This is a genomic window from Prevotella sp. E13-27 (genome assembly GCF_023217965.1).
Lineage (GTDB): Bacteria > Bacteroidota > Bacteroidia > Bacteroidales > Bacteroidaceae > Prevotella.
Genome location: NZ_JALPSC010000001.1, coordinates 284,998 through 302,469 on the forward strand (window position 1 = coordinate 284,998; position 17,472 = coordinate 302,469).

17 protein-coding genes and 2 tRNA genes are annotated in these 17,472 nt (G+C 48.2%); 9 read left to right on the forward strand and 10 right to left on the reverse strand.

What is annotated here, in order from left to right:
* Window positions 1-44: 44 nt before the first annotated feature.
* A tRNA-Phe gene (locus tag M1L52_RS01240) sits at window positions 45-117 on the reverse strand.
* A 166-nt stretch (window positions 118-283) separates the two neighbouring features.
* Here M1L52_RS01240 and M1L52_RS01245 point away from each other — a divergent pair.
* Window positions 284-356 (forward strand) — tRNA-Pro (locus M1L52_RS01245).
* A 251-nt stretch (window positions 357-607) separates the two neighbouring features.
* On the opposite strand, the gene M1L52_RS01250 is transcribed toward M1L52_RS01245, so the two are convergent.
* The 7 genes from M1L52_RS01250 to M1L52_RS01280 all read right to left on the reverse strand — a co-directional run bounded on the left by M1L52_RS01250 (window position 608) and on the right by M1L52_RS01280 (window position 6,801).
* Window positions 608-856, reverse strand: coding sequence for a DUF3098 domain-containing protein (locus M1L52_RS01250; protein ID WP_248613005.1), 249 nt, complete (start codon window positions 854-856; stop codon window positions 608-610).
* Window positions 828-3,773 (reverse strand): DUF2723 domain-containing protein, encoded by a 2,946-nt coding sequence (locus M1L52_RS01255; protein WP_248613006.1) that lies wholly within the window; start codon window positions 3,771-3,773, stop codon window positions 828-830. The genes M1L52_RS01250 and M1L52_RS01255 overlap by 29 nt, the downstream gene beginning before the upstream one ends.
* Before the next feature lie 96 nt (window positions 3,774-3,869).
* Window positions 3,870-4,535, reverse strand: coding sequence for a helix-turn-helix domain-containing protein (locus M1L52_RS01260; protein WP_248613007.1), 666 nt, complete (start codon window positions 4,533-4,535; stop codon window positions 3,870-3,872).
* A gap of 18 nt (window positions 4,536-4,553) precedes the next feature.
* Window positions 4,554-4,919: a HigA family addiction module antitoxin gene (locus M1L52_RS01265; protein ID WP_248613008.1), complete on the reverse strand. Its 366-nt coding sequence runs from the start codon at window positions 4,917-4,919 to the stop codon at window positions 4,554-4,556.
* Window positions 4,912-5,229: a type II toxin-antitoxin system RelE/ParE family toxin gene (locus tag M1L52_RS01270; RefSeq protein ID WP_248613009.1), complete on the reverse strand. Its 318-nt coding sequence runs from the start codon at window positions 5,227-5,229 to the stop codon at window positions 4,912-4,914. Before M1L52_RS01270 ends, M1L52_RS01265 begins: the two co-directional genes overlap by 8 nt.
* 91 nt (window positions 5,230-5,320) lie before the next feature.
* Window positions 5,321-5,872 carry a hypothetical protein gene (locus M1L52_RS01275; RefSeq protein WP_248613010.1) on the reverse strand — a complete coding sequence of 184 codons (552 nt, stop codon included), beginning with the start codon at window positions 5,870-5,872 and terminating at the stop codon, window positions 5,321-5,323.
* Between the two features lie 5 nt (window positions 5,873-5,877).
* Window positions 5,878-6,801: a carboxypeptidase-like regulatory domain-containing protein gene (locus M1L52_RS01280; RefSeq protein ID WP_248613011.1), complete on the reverse strand. Its 924-nt coding sequence runs from the start codon at window positions 6,799-6,801 to the stop codon at window positions 5,878-5,880.
* A 603-nt stretch (window positions 6,802-7,404) separates the two neighbouring features.
* Here M1L52_RS01280 and M1L52_RS01285 point away from each other — a divergent pair.
* From M1L52_RS01285 to M1L52_RS01320, 8 genes are all read left to right on the forward strand, one after another.
* On the forward strand, window positions 7,405-8,274 hold the full coding sequence (locus M1L52_RS01285) for an AraC family transcriptional regulator (protein ID WP_248613012.1): 870 nt from the start codon (window positions 7,405-7,407) through the stop codon (window positions 8,272-8,274).
* A gap of 42 nt (window positions 8,275-8,316) precedes the next feature.
* The gene (locus M1L52_RS01290; RefSeq protein ID WP_248613013.1) at window positions 8,317-8,694 is read left to right on the forward strand and encodes an L-rhamnose mutarotase; all 378 of its coding nucleotides are present in this window, start codon (window positions 8,317-8,319) and stop codon (window positions 8,692-8,694) included.
* A gap of 47 nt (window positions 8,695-8,741) precedes the next feature.
* A complete protein-coding gene (locus M1L52_RS01295) occupies window positions 8,742-9,689 on the forward strand; it encodes an aldo/keto reductase (RefSeq protein WP_248613014.1) in 948 nt (315 codons plus the stop codon).
* Window positions 9,674-10,585 carry an amidohydrolase family protein gene (locus tag M1L52_RS01300; RefSeq protein WP_248613015.1) on the forward strand — a complete coding sequence of 304 codons (912 nt, stop codon included), beginning with the start codon at window positions 9,674-9,676 and terminating at the stop codon, window positions 10,583-10,585. Before M1L52_RS01295 ends, M1L52_RS01300 begins: the two co-directional genes overlap by 16 nt.
* A gap of 52 nt (window positions 10,586-10,637) precedes the next feature.
* Window positions 10,638-11,945, forward strand: a complete 1,308-nt coding sequence (gene fucP / locus M1L52_RS01305) for an L-fucose:H+ symporter permease (protein ID WP_248613016.1) — start codon at window positions 10,638-10,640, stop codon at window positions 11,943-11,945.
* Between the two features lies 1 nt (window position 11,946).
* Window positions 11,947-12,972: a zinc-binding alcohol dehydrogenase family protein gene (locus tag M1L52_RS01310; protein ID WP_248613017.1), complete on the forward strand. Its 1,026-nt coding sequence runs from the start codon at window positions 11,947-11,949 to the stop codon at window positions 12,970-12,972.
* An 18-nt stretch (window positions 12,973-12,990) separates the two neighbouring features.
* Window positions 12,991-14,601, forward strand: coding sequence for an alpha-L-fucosidase (locus tag M1L52_RS01315; protein ID WP_248613018.1), 1,611 nt, complete (start codon window positions 12,991-12,993; stop codon window positions 14,599-14,601).
* A 185-nt stretch (window positions 14,602-14,786) separates the two neighbouring features.
* On the forward strand, window positions 14,787-15,581 hold the full coding sequence (locus tag M1L52_RS01320) for a hypothetical protein (RefSeq protein ID WP_248613019.1): 795 nt from the start codon (window positions 14,787-14,789) through the stop codon (window positions 15,579-15,581).
* Between the two features lie 60 nt (window positions 15,582-15,641).
* Here M1L52_RS01320 and M1L52_RS01325 read toward each other — a convergent pair whose 3' ends face one another.
* Both M1L52_RS01325 and M1L52_RS01330 read right to left on the reverse strand, forming a co-directional pair.
* Window positions 15,642-16,748, reverse strand: a complete 1,107-nt coding sequence (locus tag M1L52_RS01325; RefSeq protein WP_248613020.1) for a hypothetical protein — start codon at window positions 16,746-16,748, stop codon at window positions 15,642-15,644.
* A 44-nt stretch (window positions 16,749-16,792) separates the two neighbouring features.
* Window positions 16,793-17,470: a B3/4 domain-containing protein gene (locus tag M1L52_RS01330; RefSeq protein ID WP_248613021.1), complete on the reverse strand. Its 678-nt coding sequence runs from the start codon at window positions 17,468-17,470 to the stop codon at window positions 16,793-16,795.
* Window positions 17,471-17,472 lie beyond the last annotated feature (2 nt).

Here is a 17,472-nt window from a genome sequence, read left to right on the forward strand (position 1 = left end):
GCCAACCTTCGTAACGAAGATTAGCGCTCTACCTTTTGATGTTGTGGTACCTCCAGGAATCGAACCGGGGACACACGGATTTTCAGTCCGATGCTCTACCAACTGAGCTAAGGCACCATCGTTTTGCGGGTGCAAAGGTAGCAAATAATTATCAGAATCCGCACATATTGCAACAAACAGGCCTCTAATTTAACTTTTTTTACGAACAAGAAAACAAATTATTAGTCTCTCTACATAACTTATTCATATTTTTTTTCTACCTTTGCATCCGCTTTCGGGCAATCGGGATGTAGCGCAGTTGGTAGCGCACTACGTTCGGGACGTAGGGGTCGGGCGTTCGAGTCGCCTCATCCCGACAACGCAAGGTTGTCAATCGCAGGAGTTGGCCCTGCGACCGCTTAAAACAAGCTGACAATAAGTTCCTGACAGTCAGTACGTTGTAAAGTATGGTGGTCGAGCAATCGGCCACCTTTTCTTTTTGACGTTCACGATATTTTTGGCGTGTTTTTGGCGTGATTTTCTGTGGCTTGTTATTCTTGCCTACTAGAAAATGAACTATATAGATGGTAAAACTGTTTATTCTTATCACTATTAGAGCGACTCGTACTTACCATCGTTTCCTAAGAATCCCAAGTATAATCAGCAGATAGCCCGCGAGGCATAGCATCGGGGCGATGACAATTCTGCGGGTTGAGAAGATGGCAGGGTTGAAAGATTGTTCGTTACTACTTGAACCAGACATTAGGATATAACCTATGAGTATCAGGACGCATGCAATGATGAGGATTCGTTTTCCGGTTAAGCCAGCGAGTATCAAATGTTTGGCTTTATTGATATTGTTTGTTGTAGTATTCATATTGCTTGATGTATTGATGAATAAATTCGGTTCTTTCAAATTGTTCTGCTACGACAAGTGCCTGTTCCATGGTCTGCATCCATGTGTAGCGGTTATAAAGAGATCCGGCACGACGCGATGATTTAATGGTGTTTATCCAAGAGAGCCATTCGTCAGAACGTCGCAGCAGGGTGCTGACAATCTCATCACCATGTTCAGGCTGACGTGCCATATAATAGCAACGGGCCATCGACAATGCGTATTCTGTATAGGGCACGTTCTCCTGCGGCATTTCCTTCTGCCACTTATGACATACATTCACGGCTCGTTTCAAGTCACCACGCTGAAGAAGAGAGTCGATAAGTACACCCATGATGAGCTGATGTGCATTGGCCATACGCTTGACATCTTCATCCACATAGATTCCCTTTGTGTTCAGACCACCATAGCGGAAGCGGTGCATGATGTTGTCATAAAGCCTCTCCACATCTATCCTCTGAGTGGTAGCCGTTGGAGAAATGCGATAGGCAAGTCCTTCGAGTACGAGATGGTCGCGCAGGAAGGGCAGAATGTCGGAACCCATGCTGATGGACATATAGACGGGGCGTTCCCAATTGGCCTGCAACAGCATGTCGAGCACCATCAGCTCGTTCTTGAAGAGACCCTTCTTGCCCTTCAGCGAGATGGTCGCTGGGCCAATGGTGATGCTGTCAGTATCGATGGGTATATACTCCATCCGGCCCTCCTTGTAGTCTTCGTGGCTCAGGCTGATGGGCAGGGGTGGCGAGTCATAAGCCTGACGCTTCATCTGGTCGATATACCAGTCAGTCTGCAGGTATTCCATATTAACGACGCGCGTATCGGTGCGCACACCTTCCACCTCATGGTTATACCAAAGCGGGAATGTGTCGTTATCGCCATTGGTCAGGATGATGGGATGTCCCTCTCGTTGCATGCTGTTGAGATAGTTGGCACCGAAGTCACGACAGGTATAACGGCCAGAGCGGTCATGGTCATCCCACGTCTGGCTTGCCATCTGGAGGGGAATTAAAAGACAGCCAATGGAAACAAGCAGAGCCAGACCCACCCCCAACCCCTCCCTGTGATGGAGGGGAGTATATACCTTCTGAGCGAAATGACAACGGATGATGTAACTACTCCCCTCCCTCACAGGGAGGGGTCGGGAGAAGGTCTGCCAGATTCCTCCCACTCCCAGTCCTATCCAGATGGCAAAGGCATAGAACGAACCAGCATAGGCGTAGTCACGTTCACGCGGTTGGAGCGGCGTCTGGTTCAGATAGACCACGATGGCAAGTCCCGTCATCAGGAACAGCAGCATGACAACCAGGAACTGTTGTTTACCTTCGCGTCCCTTGCGCCATTGCCATAACATTCCCACCAGTCCGAGTATCAGCGGTAATCCATAGAACACGTTACGCCCTTTGTTCTCTTTCAAGTCAGACGGCAGCTTCGACGTGTCGCAACCTAACAGCCAGTCGTCTATCCATCGGAATCCTGTAATCCAGTTGCCGTGTTCCACCTCTCCGTGCCCCTGAATGTTGTTCTGCCGCCCCACAAAGTTCCATAGGAAATAACGCCAGTACATAAAGTTGACTTGGTAGGATAGGAAGAAACGCAGATTCTCGGCAGTAGTGGGTACGCCGTCCTTTTTCTCGACGTTTCCGAGCCAGTCCTCGTAGGCCTTGGCATGTCGTGAGGAGTGCATCCGAGGAAAGTACATATTATTCTTGTACACATAATTAATATCATGGCGCACCACCTCGTATTCCTGCTTCGTGGAATCGGCCACAGGGCGATAGACGGCCTTGCCTTCCTTCTGTCTCGGCACCAGGTACTCTCCCTCTGCCACACGGTCTATTTCACTGCAATACGCTGGACCATAGAACAGCGGTGTCTTGCCATATTGCTCGCGGTTCAGATAGCTGCCCAAAGAGAAGATGTTATCAGGCGCATTCTCACACATCGGCGTTTGGGCATTGGCCCTGAAGAAGATGACGCCATAGCTGCTATAGCCGATGAGCATCATGAGCAAGCAGGCCAACGATAGCTTGACGATTCTTTGTTTCACTTTATAATAGGCAATGACGATTGTTCCTGTCAGCAGTAAGATGTAGCAAATGAGTCCAGTATTGTAAGGGCAACCCAGCACATTGGTAAACAGCAGTTCAAACCCTCCGCCAAGTTTCACTACGCCAGGGATGAGACCAAAGAGGATGACGGCTACCAGCAAGCCGCCAGCGATGAGTGCTTTCAGCATCCCCATCCACGTGACCCGCTTTGCTCGACGGAAATAGACCACAAACGACATGGCGGGCAGACAGAGCAGACAAAGCAGATGAACACCGATGGACAATCCTGTAATATAGGCAATCAGGACAATCCATCGAGTACTGCCGGGCTTATCCATCTCGTTCTCCCATTTCAGAATCAGCCAGAACATCAGAGCTGTCAGAAAACTGGAGAAGGCATAAACTTCTGCCTCGACTGCCGAGAACCAGAACGTGTCGCTGAAGGTGTAGGCTAATGCGCCAACCATGCCGCACGCCTCAATAGTGATGACCTGCGAAATGCTCATCTCCCTATCACTGATAGTGCAAATCAGTTTCCGGGCGAGGTGAGTCACCGTGAGAAACAGGAAGAATATGCAGCCCGCACTCAGCAGTGCCGACAGGAGATTGACCATCAGCGCCACATGAGACGGATCACTGGCCAGCTGTGAGAACAGGTTGGCAACTAACATAAAGACTGGTGCGCCAGGCGGGTGACCAATCTCCAACTTATAGCCACACGCAATGAATTCAGGACAATCCCACAGACTGGCCGTTGGTTCCACAGTCAGTCCATAGACAATAGCGGCAATGGCAAAGACAAGCCACGCCATGCAAGTGTTGAGTTTCTTAAATGTTTCTTGTTGCATAATGCTTTGCACGTTTCATTAAACGGCTGCAAAGCTAACAACAATTATGTAAACATACAGCAAAAACTGTCTGACATTTGTCTGACAGGAACCTATCTATCTGATAGTCAGACCGTATGACTTTCCCCTGTCTGACTCGATTTTAAGGTCGGAATGTTCTTCTATGATGGGCTTTAGTCGTCGGATGAGGGTGTAAAGCGTCTCGCTGGCATCGGGTTTCTTGGGCCAAAGCGCATCGCAAATATCTGCTTTCGACAGCTGATGTGTAGGGGACTGCCACAGCATCTCCATCAGCTGCAGCTGCATCGGGGTAAGTTTTACTTCGCAGCCTTTGGCATTGACGAACCGCCCATCTTGCAGGGCTAAGCCGCCATAAAATCCTAATGCTGACAGCCGCCTATGCTGATACAGGCAGAACAGGCTCCACAAAAGCACCATCGACCATAGAATCATCGAAGGACGCTGGTCAGAGAGTGACAGAATCGTGGCTGTCGACACTTGCGGACGAGGACGGAATCCTTTCTTGGTGTCCACCGCCAAAACTGCATTTCCTCTCAACCCCTCTATTTGCAGATGACTGTTGAACACCTGAATAGTGTCAGCACTGATCACGTCCGACTGCTGTTCATCCAGAGCCTTGGCCAATGCCTGATTCACATCCTCGGTCACCAGATTCTCCGTTGTCTTATAACTCGTCAGGCTCACCATACTCGAAGCGATTATCAGTGCAAAGAGTACCACTACTGCGTATCTCTGTTTCATAAAATCATATTATTAGTATCAGAATACACATGCCCATCCGAATTTACGGACGAGTTCTTGTAACAGATTCCTGTCACGAATAGGGATTGTAACCGAGACAGTCTCTCGCTGGTTATCACGTTCAGCGATATTGGCTGTATCGAGGTCATGCTGTGTCTGCATGTTCATCCAAATGTCAGCAGGGATGCCAAGTGCTTTCTCCAAGGCTACAGCCACGTTGAGCGATACCGAACGTTTACCGTTGATGGTCTCGCTGAGTACGGATGCCTTGATGCCAGTCTCGTCAGCGAGTTGCTTCTGCGTCATACCACGTTCTTTAAGTTCATCCTTAATCATTTCACCAGGATGTGTAGCAATAAATGGGGTTAGAACTCTCTTACTCATAATGCTTGGAAATTTCAAATATCAATGCGTTTACAATTATTCCGCTTTCATCGGGAGAACTATAGAAGAACAGACGGTACTGATCGTTAATCCATACAGCATCTACACCATTCAGATCACCTTTCTTCTTCTCATAGTGGAGCGACTTAATAAAGAATAGATCTTCCAGTCGCCGAGCAGCTTTAAGATAGTTAACCACCTTGATGAATCGTTTCACAATGTCCTTGGACAGCTTCTTATACTGGCTGTCCTTGGTTGTTCCTGTGGTGTACAACTCCTCTAATGCCGCATTATCGAATTCAATGTTCATTGTCTAAATTGATTAAGACGGTGCAAAGATAATGATAATTTTCAAGATATTAGCAAATTTGCGAATTTTTTAAGATTTCTTGCGAATTATATTAAAAATTCGGTTCTGCATCGCCACGCAGGAAGGTAATCCATCCATCCTTGTCTTTGAAGTAAAATCCTTCGAATCGAAACGTCGTTTCATCGGCGTAGTCTAAGGTGGCGATATTGGAATAGGCCATGTGTCCGCTATTTGCACCCTCATAGTGGGCATTCAGAAACAGGCAGTTGCGCTTCTCACCATTTCCCCCTTCCGGGCTGTAGTAACTCAGTTTCCATGTACCTGAGAAAGTTCCTTCCAAAGGCTCCACATTCTCCCAATCGGTGTAGCGTTGCTCACCGTCGATGGTGACGAGCTTGCGGGTTTGCCATTTGCGCATACCCGACAGTGTGCCGTCGACCTGGAACGTGAGGCGCTCGAAATAACGCTGCGTGTCGCTGATGTTCTCGTAGTGCCATGTGCCGACCATGAGCGGCCCGTACTGCTCGTTCAACTGAACGGTCTTTTCGTGTGCCTCTGGGTCTGCATATCTTGGTTCGTCGCTGCCGCAAGAGGCGAATGCGAGGACTACGATCAAGAGAAGGAGAAATTTTGCTTGTTTCATATTGCCTATTTTGATATTTTCAAACCGAGTTTGGCTGATGGTGTCCTGCCTTTATAAAAGTCCTGTGCCTCTTCATTCTGATATGCGGGCTCGTCTTGTTCCTGCATCCAGCCCACGCTTCGAAATGTCTTCTTGTTCCAAGTTCTGTTTTCCTTCTCATCCAAAGTCATGTTGAGAGAGGGCACAAGATTGCATGATTCTGAGACTTTTGCTGTGGTTATCCATTCCACTACAACAAATACGCCAGTCTGGGGAAATGGTATAGGATGGGGAAGGCTGATGCCATCCTTGCCGAGTTTCTGACCGGAAGGGAGTATAATGCCACCATCAATGAGGGACTCATCTTTTGGGGCACCGGTCTTGGCATCTGGCTGTCGAAGATCAAAGCGGAGAGTGGCATAGATAGGTATCTTGATTTCCGTGAAGACCAGCCAGTGGGTGGAGTGATCGAGGCTTGCCAAAATAGAGTGGATGTATGGTGTTTCTGTCCAAGTGCTGTCGTATGGAATGAACAAAGCCATCTCAAATCCATTAGCTCCTTTGTGCTTGGTCTGCGTCTTCGCTTTCATCAATCCCACTTCTGTGGTCTTTGTTCGTTTGGGAGCCTTTGCGCTAATGGCGACTTCATCAAGATTGATACTTATCGGAACAAGAAAGATTGTTTGCGAGTCGGCTGTTATCTTAGAGATGCTCTTTGTCTCATAGCAGATATGAGACAACCGTATCTGTGCTGCTTCGTTTGGAATGGCAATCATCCCTTTTTCGTCCGTATAGCCACCAGTGTCATTCCCGAAATAGACACTCACAAACGGTATTGGCTCATTGGTGATGCTGTCCTTAACAATTACTGTTTGTGCCATTCCAAATGTCGTTGCAAACAGCATCGCCAGCAGGAGCAATAATCGTCTGTAGTGTATCTGTTGTTTCATTTTACAATGCTTTTTGTCATTCCGAGCCACAAAGTTACAGAAAGTCCCACGAAAAAGCCCCCAACAAGACCGAAAAAGTGTCTGCCGAGGTGAAAGTCTGAACAAATGTTCAGGGGTTTAGTAACATTTCGGGGGGTACGACAGAAAAATTCACATCATTCCGTCGGATTCCATCGGGGCTATCGGATATAAGGGCAGTGCCATACGCCATGATTGGCAGAGTGCCACTCCACCGCACGCTTTTGGCGTTTGCGGTGCAAAAGTATAAAATATTGAGGAAAGAATAATAATTTTAACACTTAAATTTTGGCGTGTTTTTGGCGTGATAGCTTATATTTGGCGTGATTTGGGTTTACCACCTTTGATTTTTGAAAATCGCTATCTATCTCATTTTCAGAGAAATGCAGTCATTCTCGTCAAAACTGATAAAATCGGGTATAAGCAGGAGTTAGCGCCTCATCCCGACCAACAATCGAGTAGCTGCTTGGTATTCAAGCGGCTATTTCTTTTTTTTACGCCACAAAATGTTAAAATATCAATTCTGTCCTATTTTTGTTTGCTATAGTTTGGTATAGAAAGGAATATTATGTTTACTTTTGCAACATGATGCAGATACCCATAGAATCCATGAACCTTTTGCTGCTCAATGTGGGCCACGCTCGTCATAATGCAGACTGGAATTGGAAGAACGTCAGTTCGCCGTTCGTCCGTATATTCTACGTCACCAGTGGCGAAGCATTGCTGCACATGCCTGAGCAGACGTTCACCTTACGGCCCGGCTACATGTACTTCGTGCCTGCATATCAGGTACACAGCTATGAATGTCATGGACTGTTTGACCTTTACTATATGCACATGTACGAAGGCGTGCGCAACGAGATGAACGTCTTCGAAGTTTATGAGATGCCTACAGAAGTGAAGGTGGATGGACGCCAAGAGATGGACACGCTATTTGAATACCTCTGCAGCGAACGCCCTGACGCTCAACTGCCGCAGAGCGACCCCACGAGCTACGACACAAACAGTCAGACATCTGACTATGCTCAGCGCTATCGCGGCATGGACCTATGGGAGAAGATGGAGCTGCGTGGTGCCATGCTAATGATTCTGGCATGTTTCATGCGGCACGCCAAGCCACGTGTGTGGACTAGTGACGAACGAATGAAACGCGTATTGGAACATGTACACAATCACATAACGGACAACATTGACGTAGAGGAGCTGGCTAACGTGGCTTGCGTCACGAAGCCCTACCTCATAAGGCTTTTCAAACGTGAGTTTGGCACCTCACCCATACAATATATTAATAAGAAAAAGGTGGAGCGCGCCGGACTGCTATTGTTCACCACCGATCTGCCTGTGAAAGAGGTTGCCTGGCAGCTGGGATTCAGCGATGACAGTTACTTCATACGCCTGTTCCGCAAGCAGATGAACATAACACCACAGGAATACAGGGCAAGAGTGAAGAGTTGAGCGCTCGAGCTTGCTCGCTTTGCTTGCAAAGAATTGAGAGTTATGGAAGGATATATACAGACATTATCTGAAGGAAAGATTAAGCGCTACGTGCAGATGCTTGACATAAACGAGGATCCAGAGCTGATAGCGCAGTATAAGAAATGGCACTCAGAGGAATATTCATGGCCAGAGATACGCCAGGGAATAAGAGAAGTTGGAATTCTGGAGATGGAGCTCTACATCCGCGGTAACCACCTGGTGATGATTGTCGATGCGTCCGCCGACTTCGACTGGCAGACAGCCATGGACCGCTTGGCCACCCTACCCCGACAGGCTGAGTGGGAAGCCTTTGTTGCGAAGTTTCAAGGTTGCAGTGCTGAAGCACGCAGCGACGAGAAATGGCAGCCGATGGAAAGGATGTTCAGACTTTATAAGTGAAAAGTGAAGAGTGAAGAATCAAGAGTGAAGAATCAACAATTAAAAACATGAGATATACAGAATTAGGAAAAACGGGCATGAAGCTGTCACATATCAGCTTCGGTGCGTCCTCACTGGGCAGCGTGTTCCGTGAGACCAATGAGAAAGAAAGCTTCGAGGCTGTTGAGACAGCCATCGAGGGAGGTATCAACTTCATTGACGTGAGTCCCTACTACGGCCACTACAAGGCCGAGACCGTATTAGGCAAGGCGTTGCGTAGCATCCCACGCGACAAGTATTACCTTAGTACCAAGGTGGGACGCTATGGCAAGGACGGTGTGAACACGTGGGACTACTCCGCCAAGCGCGTCACTGACAGCGTATATGAGAGCATGGAGCGTCTGGGCGTGGACTACATAGACCTGATCAACGTACACGACATTGAGTTTCAGGCCTCACTGCCTGGCGGACTGCAGAAGGTAGCCGACGAGACGCTGCCTGCACTCACGGAGCTGAAGAGCAAAGGAATAGTAGGCCATGTGGGCATCACAGACCTACAGCTCGAGAACCTGAAGTGGGTCATAGAGCATGTGGAGAAAGGAACTGTGGAGAGCATACTGAACTTCTGCCACTACACCCTTAACGATGACGCGCTGACCGACTATCTCGACTTCTTCGAGCAGCACAATATAGGTATCATCAATGCCTCACCACTCTCTATGGGACTGCTCTCACAGCGCGGTGTGCCCGACTGGCATCCGGCTCCAAAGGCTCTCGTTGATGTATGCCGCAAGGCTGCCGACTACTGCAATGAAAAGGGTATCGCCATTGAGCGCTTGGCAGTGCAGTACAGCGTGAGCGACCCTCGCATCACCACCACACTATTCTCTTCTGCAAACCCTGCCAATGTGCGTCGTAACATAGAGTGGGCCAATGAAGAGCCCGACTGGCAACTGGTAAAGGAAGTGAAAGACATCATAGGTAACCAACAACGTGTGACATGGGCCAACTCATAATAGATGCACATTCGCATTTGTGGCTGGAGCAAGATACCACAATTGACGGAAAACGAATAAAGTCGCTAAGCAACGGCCGCAGCATCTTCTTCGACGAAGAGGTGCAGATGCTGCCGCCATTTATAATTGATGGTAAGAACACCGCCGAGGTGTTCCTCTCGAACATGGACTATGCCCAGGTAGGAGCAGCAGTAGTGGTGCAAGAGTTGATTGACGGTTGTCAGAACGACTACCTCGCCACCGTTCAGAAACGCTATCCCGACCGTTTCTTCTGCATGGGAATGGCATGGAACGAACAGGAGGCACACGACGTGATCAGTAGCGGACTGAAAGGCATTGCCTATCCCGGACACCGTATGAAGCAACCGCTCACCGACCTTATGCCAGTGTTCCATCTGATGGAGCGCGAGGGACTGGTGCTGTCGATGTGTCTGGCCGACGACGAGCGTCAGATATGCCAGATGCGCGAAGTCATAGAAGAGTGTCCTGCGCTCAAAGTGGCTATAGGTCATTTGGGTATGCCCAACCCTCCCGCCATGCCAGCATGGGAGAATGAGCGCTGGCGTCAGCAGATACTTCTGGCACGTCACGAGAACGTTATGATTGAGTCGGGTGGCATCACATGGCTCTACAACTCAGAGTTCTACCCCTACCCTTCAGCGGTGCGTGCCATTCGCGAGGCTGCCGATATGATAGGATGGTATCATCTTATGTGGGGCAGCGACTATCCGCGCACCATCACTGCCATTACCTACCGCATGAGCTACGACTTCATAACGAAGAGCCATGAACTAACCGACGAGCAGAAGGCTGCTTTCCTTGGCGGCAATGCCCATCGCTTCTATGGCTTCGGAGAACTGCCCGAACTACCTTATTACAAGAACATGTCGGAATAAATAGCCAACGACAAAACCTGAAATCAATAACAATTATCTTTAAAACAGTAATATGAACCGACCAAAGCTGATACCACGCAAGTATCTTGTAACCTTTATCATCATCACATCGCTGTTTGCCCTGTGGGGCTTTGCCAACGATATCACTAACCCCATGGTGGCAGCATTCCAGACGGTGATGGAACTTTCAGCCGCAAAGGCTTCTATGGTGCAGTTCGCCTTCTATGGCGGCTACGCAACGATGGCCATTCCAGCAGCTCTTTTCATACGCCGCTACAGCTATAAGGTGGCCATTCTTATCGGACTGGCCCTATATTCCATCGGCGCCTTTCTTTTTATCCCAGCTGCCGAGGTGCAGAGCTTCACATTCTTCTGTCTATCGCTCTACATACTCACCTTCGGACTGGCTTTCCTCGAGACAACAGCCAACCCATACATACTTTCGCTGGGCGACAAGAGCAATGCCACCCAACGACTGAATCTGGCACAGGCCTTCAACCCTGTAGGATCTCTTTCGGGCATGGCAGTGGCATCATTTATCGTGCTGCCTAACCTCTGGAGTGACCGTCGCGACGAAGCCGGACAGATAATCTTCGGCACGCTGTCAGAGGCCGAGAAAGCCAACATTCGTCTGCACGATCTGGCCGTGATACGCGATCCCTATGTAGCATTGGGACTGGTAGTTTTGGTGATGTTTATCATTATCGCCCTGTGTATCAAGACGGAGAAAAAGAACGACGACACGCCTGCCAGCAGCTCAGCCAGAAAGACGCTTAGCCGTCTTTGGCACAACCAAGCCTACCGCTATGGCGTTATTTCACAGGTATTCTATGTGGCCGCTCAAATCATGGTGTGGACCTTCATCATCCAATATGCCGACCGCTTGGGCATCAACAAGGCCACAGCCCAGATCTACAATATTGTGGCTATGTCGCTAAACCTAGTGGGACGCTTTGTCGGCACCTTTATCATGCGCTATGCCAACGTGCACCGTCTGCTTAGCATCTTTGGCGTATGTGCCTCGCTGTTCACCATTGGTGCCATTGCAATCGACGGCATATGGGGTCTCTACTCGCTGGTGCTCATCAGCCTGTTCATGTCGATCATGTTCCCCAGCATCTATGGCATCGCCCTTGAAAAAGTCTCTACTGAAGACACCTCGTTGGGCGCAGCCTTCCTGGTGATGGCCATCGTGGGTGGAGCGCTGATGCCGCCACTGCAGGGCAAAATCATCGATCAGGGCATCATCATGGGACATCCGGCCGTGAACGTATCATTCGTGTTGCCACTCATCAGTTTCATTATTATCGCCATCTATGGCTATTTAACTCTCAAAAAACGTTTATCATATCAAAAATAAAATGAAAGCAATTCAAATTTCACACAGCCAAGAGCTGAACATCATTGACATTGAAAAACCACAGGCCCCTGCAAAGGGAGAGATACAGCTCCGTCTGAGCTACGTAGGTTTCTGCGGCAGCGACATCAACACTTTCATGGGTCGTAACTCAATGGCCCTCAACCCTGTCATTCCCGGTCATGAGGTGGGCGCAGTGATAGAGGCTGTAGGCGAAGGCGTGCCTGAAGGACTGAAGCCAGGCATGACCGTCACCTGCAACCCATACACCAACTGCGGCAAGTGTGCATCTTGTCGCAACCAGCGCGTCAACGCCTGCCAGCACAACGAGACATTAGGTGTGCAGCGCAACGGTGCCATGCGCGAATATATCACCCTGCCTTGGGAGAAAGTTATACCCGCCGGACTGCTCGACACCAAGACCTGCGCCCTCGTAGAGCCTATGAGTGTAGGCTTCCACGCTGTGAGCCGTGCACAGGTGACCGACATCGACGTAGTACTGGTAATCGGTTGTGGCATGGTTGGCATGGGTGTCGTAGTGCGCTCAGCCATGCGTGGCGCCACTGTTGTGGCTGCCGACATAGATGACGAGAAGCTGGCACTGGCTCGCCAGATGGGAGCTTCCTATACCATCAACACCAAGACAGAGAATGTGCATCAGCGACTGTTAGAGATGACCAGCGGCTTCGGTCCCGATGTTGTCATCGAAGCAGTAGGCAGCACACCCACCTATCAGATGGCTGTCGATGAGGTGGCCTTCACAGGACGTGTGGTCTGCATAGGCTATGCTAAGTCCGAGGTGTCGTTCCAGACAAAGTACTTCGTACAGAAGGAACTCGACATACGCGGCTCACGTAATGCACAGCCCAGTGACTTCCGCGCTGTCATTCACTACCTGGAAAGAGGAACATGTCCCACAGACAAACTCATCACAAAGGTTATCCATCCCGAAGAGGCGCTCGACACCATGCGATGGTGGAGCGAGAATCCGGGAAAGGTTTTCCGCATACTTGTGGACTTTCAGAATTGAAAAATGTTTTTTACCATTATGAAACTAATATCTACAGTATTACTTTTAATTGCCTCCCTATCGGTTGAGGCACAGTCTTATCCCATCCCCGTGAGCGAAGAGCACGAGAAGATGATGACAGGACAGTTTGAACCCACATGGCAGTCGCTCGAAACTCACCAGACACCGGAATGGTTCCGCAACGCCAAGTTCGGCATCTGGGCCCACTGGGGCGCTCAGTGCGTGGAGGGCTCAGGCGACTGGATGGCCCGCGAGATGTATATGGAAGGAAACTACAAATACAACTACCACCGCGAGCACTACGGTCATCCCTCTGAGTTTGGATATAAGGACATATTACCGCTGTTCAAGGCAGAGAAATGGGATCCAGAGAAACTTGTGGAGCGCTACAAGAAGTGCGGCGCACAGTATTTCTTCGTTCTTGGCAATCACCATGACAACTACGACCTCTGGGACTCACAGTACCAGGAGTGGAACTCCGTGAACATTGGTCCGAAACGCGACATTCTGAAGGAATGGGCAGCAGCTGCAAAGAAGGCTGGTCTTCCATTGGGCATCTCGTTCCATGCCGATCACGCCTGGACATGGTTTGAGCCATCACAGCGCTACGATCTCGAAGGCGAGAAGGCCGGCATTTGGTATGACGGCACCCTGACTAAAGAGGACGGCAAAGGCAAGTGGTGGGAAGGTTTTGACCCACAGAAGCTCTACCAGCAGCGCCACCCTATGAGCAAAGGCTCATGGAACAACGGCGCTATACACGGTCAGTGGGCATGGGGCAACGGTGCATGCCGCCCATCAGAGGAGTTCGTGACAAATTTCTATGACCGCACCCTCGATGCCATCAATCGCTATCAGCCAGACCTTATTTACTTCGATGTGACCGTGTTGCCATTCTATCCCCTCAGCGACGCCGGTCTGAAGATTGCCGCCCACATGTATAATAAGAACCCTCGTGGCGTTGTCTTCGGCAAGATTCTCAGTGAAGAACAGAAGAAGGCTCTCACATGGGATGTGGAACGCGGAGCACCTAATGCAATAATTTCAGAACCTTGGCAGACCTGCAACTGCATCGGTGACTGGCACTACAACACCGGTACATATAAGCGCGGCTACAAGACAGCCAAGAACATGGTGAAGCAGCTCGTAGATATTGTATCGAAGAACGGCAATCTTCTGTTGAACATTCCTCTTCGTGCCGATGGTACTTACGACGAGAAGGCAGCCAGCTTCCTTGACGAGCTGGAGGCATGGATGACACAGAACGGCGAGAGCATCTTCGGCACACGTCCTTGGGTGAAGTTCGGCGAGGGTCCTGTGGCTGAAAAGGACATCAAAATCAATGCACAGGGCTTCAACGAAGGTCAGTATAATGGTATGGACTATCGCGACATCCGCTTCAACCAGACGAAGAAGTACCTATATGTCACCGCTATGGGATGGCCTGAGGACGGCAAGCTCATCGTGAAGTCTCTTGCCAAGGGCAACCCCGACTTTAAGAAGAGCATCAAGAGCGCCTACCTGCTAGGCTATGGCAAAGTGAAAGTAAGCCAGACCGCCGCTGGCCTGGAGGTACAGCTACCTCAACCTTGCAACGAGATAGCGCCCGTGCTCCGCATCGCGAAGTAATCCTGTTGCTATCGGTATAAACAAGCGCATAATTACGAATCCGCAGTGTCGCTTCCTAACACTGCGGATTCTGTTTAACGTATATTGAAAGAACTTTTTTTCACAAAACAATTTGGAATTCTCAATAATTCTATTTACTTTTGCCACACTTACTACAAAATAACAAAAACAATCGAGTTATAACTATGAGAAAACTATTTATTCTTATTGGATTAATGATTACTGTTGAAATTGCAATGGCAAAAACAACATATATTCCAAAGTACACTTCATATATACACATAGTTAATGGTAATGACACAATTGTTGTAGCAGATAGCGTAAGTGAAATAGAATTAGCTGAGCGTAGCGGACTTTTCTCTATTAGAGTCGAGCACGAAGAAGTTAACAAAGAGAAAGTAAAAGCTATAAAACGTGCAAAAAGGGCTGTTGGATGGATGTCGTTTTCGGCAGCGATGTCATCGGTGTCCACATCGCTATCAAGTAATAATCTTCAATACTATGTTAGATCACAAAACACAAATGTTGCATTTCACTTATTAGACCTTTACAACAATAACGCTATTAAAGAACAGAAGTTGAATACCGATGTTTGGATTGATAACACAAGTGACAAGGAGATAATGATTAATGATACAGAGCGTGGTCTTATGTGGTATGTCAAGCCTCGCCAAACGTTACATATTACTCCTAACAATCCAGACGTTCAGTCTTTGCGAATAAGCGATATTAATAATCAGAATGTGAACTATGCAGTGATAGCCACAGGTAACTATACGTTGAAATGGGAAGTGGAATGGGAAGACAGTAATAGCTGGATTGTTTCCATTTACAAAGACTCTTACAACGAATATGCATATGACAAGCTCGACAGGTATAGACGAATTAACAAGGCTACATTTGTAGAAGAAGATATGACTATAGATGAGTATAAATCATTCATTGCGGAAGAAAAGAGAAAGAAAAAAATGAAGAAATAATTCATATTCTTCAGTTATCTATATTCAATTTCTTTTTAGTTTAACTCACTTTGCCAAAAGCTATTGCTTACAAATCTCAGCAGCTATGTCATTGAGTTGTAGGCATCGCTGACGCATGTTTGTTATCTTCTCATTTTGGTAGGGGAAGGGAGCAAGGACAAGCAGACGACCTTCGCTGCAAGCTTGCAGGTAGCGAGGTTTGGGTTTAAAAAATGGTGACAATCCGTTGAGCAGAAGAACGATTAGGGGAAGACCTTTCTCCAGTGCTGCGGTGGCTATCTGCTGTTCGCCTGGACTGATACAAGGTGATACGAGGACGGCTCCATCAATTTCTACTTTTTCCAGAATAGCAGTTTTCTTTTGTTCTATCTCCTGTGGATAGAGGTGACGCGAGCACTGAACTTGTATTTTCTCAGGATTGTCAAGAAGAAAACGGTTACCTATAGCTTGCATCCCCATGCCAGCAACGGTAAGTGTGCCAAGCTGTGTAAAGAACTCTGGATGCTGACGTTTTATCCAAAGACGGTGCGGATTATCATCAAGGTAGGCAAAGGCACGATCTAGTTGACCTTTATGCATTAGTATGCGATCATTGTACCCTTGTTCCCATAGCTTGCCATGCGTCCTGCCGGCAGCAGTGTGTCTATTCTGCTTCTCCTGTACTGATAGCGCAGGGTATATAGATAAGGATGTTCCCATTATTCCCAATTCTCGTGCAGCTTTCCTTGTCCCTATCTTGAATCCTTCAATGATTTTGCCGAGGGGTTTTTCCATATTTTCATGTACAAAAAGGATACCATGGATATGATCAGGCATAATACAGAGTTTCATAACCTCCACCTCAGGATGAAAGTATGGTATAGACATCCAACACTCTTTCACCTTCTCACCCATAGGTGAAAGTTCAACATATGCACTTTCCAGATTTTTACTCCCATTTATGCCAATTTCCTTTTCGTCATTGACAGTACTTTCTTTAATGATACCTTTTAGCATCCCTAATAGCGGTCTCCTACCTTCAATGGCAATGGTAATCATATAGATGCCTCGTTTGCAGTAGTCAAATCCCTGCATGCGACGCTTCATGGAAGGCTTTTTCCCTTTTGCCCATAACTTCCACTTCGGTTTTTCTTCTTCAGGCTTAGACAAGTCTTCCCAGTCTTTCATGGTGTTACTTTTGTTGTAATGAAACTGCATTGTAAACTGCGCTACTAGCGCAGTCTACAGGGATAAAACATAACGGTGCCGCCGTCGCTTTTGCAATACTTTCGCAAAAGCGACTGGATATAGACGGCATTCTCATGCACACGCTGGGAATTGCCGTCATATCCGTTTATAAGGACTATGAGATGAGTGGTATCGATAGTCATCTTGGTGCGTTCATTGTCACTTGTCGGTGTGCCAACGCCACCGATAGCGTCACGATAGACAGGAAGACCGTGAATATTTATCATGCCGCGACCGATGCCCTCATAGGGTTCACCTTCGCGACCGATGCCAAGCGTCAGTGTGTCGCCAACGAACTTATCTGCATCGAAACCGCCGATGCTGTAGCCATAGGCAATGGAAGCAAGATTGACAAGGTCAACAAGCGTGTCACGCTGATAAAGCTCTTTTCCTTGAAGAACACGGCGAATGAGTGCTTCAGAAGCAGGGCGATAACGTGAAGGATCCTTGCCACATGCCTTATAGACACGACGTGTAGCAGCAATGGATGTAAGATCCTTCAAGGTCTCAGTAGTCAACTCTTCACGGAACTTATTGCCCATAACTTCAATCTCCTTCCAGAGTTCTTCGCAATAAGGAGTGTTTACCACACGAGCATCAACGCATGCTCCCACAAACTCAGGGCACACGCTACTAATCTCATCAGAAACAATGATGTTCATAG

Coding starts and splice junctions, on each gene's coding strand:
- M1L52_RS01250 (WP_248613005.1), bottom strand. CDS start 856: ATGAATACTACAACAAACAATATCAATAAAGCCAAACATTTGATACTC.
- M1L52_RS01255 (WP_248613006.1), bottom strand. CDS start 3,773: ATGCAACAAGAAACATTTAAGAAACTCAACACTTGCATGGCGTGGCTT.
- M1L52_RS01260 (WP_248613007.1), bottom strand. CDS start 4,535: ATGAAACAGAGATACGCAGTAGTGGTACTCTTTGCACTGATAATCGCT.
- M1L52_RS01265 (WP_248613008.1), bottom strand. CDS start 4,919: ATGAGTAAGAGAGTTCTAACCCCATTTATTGCTACACATCCTGGTGAA.
- M1L52_RS01270 (WP_248613009.1), bottom strand. CDS start 5,229: ATGAACATTGAATTCGATAATGCGGCATTAGAGGAGTTGTACACCACA.
- M1L52_RS01275 (WP_248613010.1), bottom strand. CDS start 5,872: ATGAAACAAGCAAAATTTCTCCTTCTCTTGATCGTAGTCCTCGCATTC.
- M1L52_RS01280 (WP_248613011.1), bottom strand. CDS start 6,801: ATGAAACAACAGATACACTACAGACGATTATTGCTCCTGCTGGCGATG.
- M1L52_RS01285 (WP_248613012.1), top strand. CDS start 7,405: ATGATGCAGATACCCATAGAATCCATGAACCTTTTGCTGCTCAATGTG.
- M1L52_RS01290 (WP_248613013.1), top strand. CDS start 8,317: ATGGAAGGATATATACAGACATTATCTGAAGGAAAGATTAAGCGCTAC.
- M1L52_RS01295 (WP_248613014.1), top strand. CDS start 8,742: ATGAGATATACAGAATTAGGAAAAACGGGCATGAAGCTGTCACATATC.
- M1L52_RS01300 (WP_248613015.1), top strand. CDS start 9,674: ATGGGCCAACTCATAATAGATGCACATTCGCATTTGTGGCTGGAGCAA.
- fucP (WP_248613016.1), top strand. CDS start 10,638: ATGAACCGACCAAAGCTGATACCACGCAAGTATCTTGTAACCTTTATC.
- M1L52_RS01310 (WP_248613017.1), top strand. CDS start 11,947: ATGAAAGCAATTCAAATTTCACACAGCCAAGAGCTGAACATCATTGAC.
- M1L52_RS01315 (WP_248613018.1), top strand. CDS start 12,991: ATGAAACTAATATCTACAGTATTACTTTTAATTGCCTCCCTATCGGTT.
- M1L52_RS01320 (WP_248613019.1), top strand. CDS start 14,787: ATGAGAAAACTATTTATTCTTATTGGATTAATGATTACTGTTGAAATT.
- M1L52_RS01325 (WP_248613020.1), bottom strand. CDS start 16,748: ATGAAAGACTGGGAAGACTTGTCTAAGCCTGAAGAAGAAAAACCGAAG.
- M1L52_RS01330 (WP_248613021.1), bottom strand. CDS start 17,470: ATGAACATCATTGTTTCTGATGAGATTAGTAGCGTGTGCCCTGAGTTT.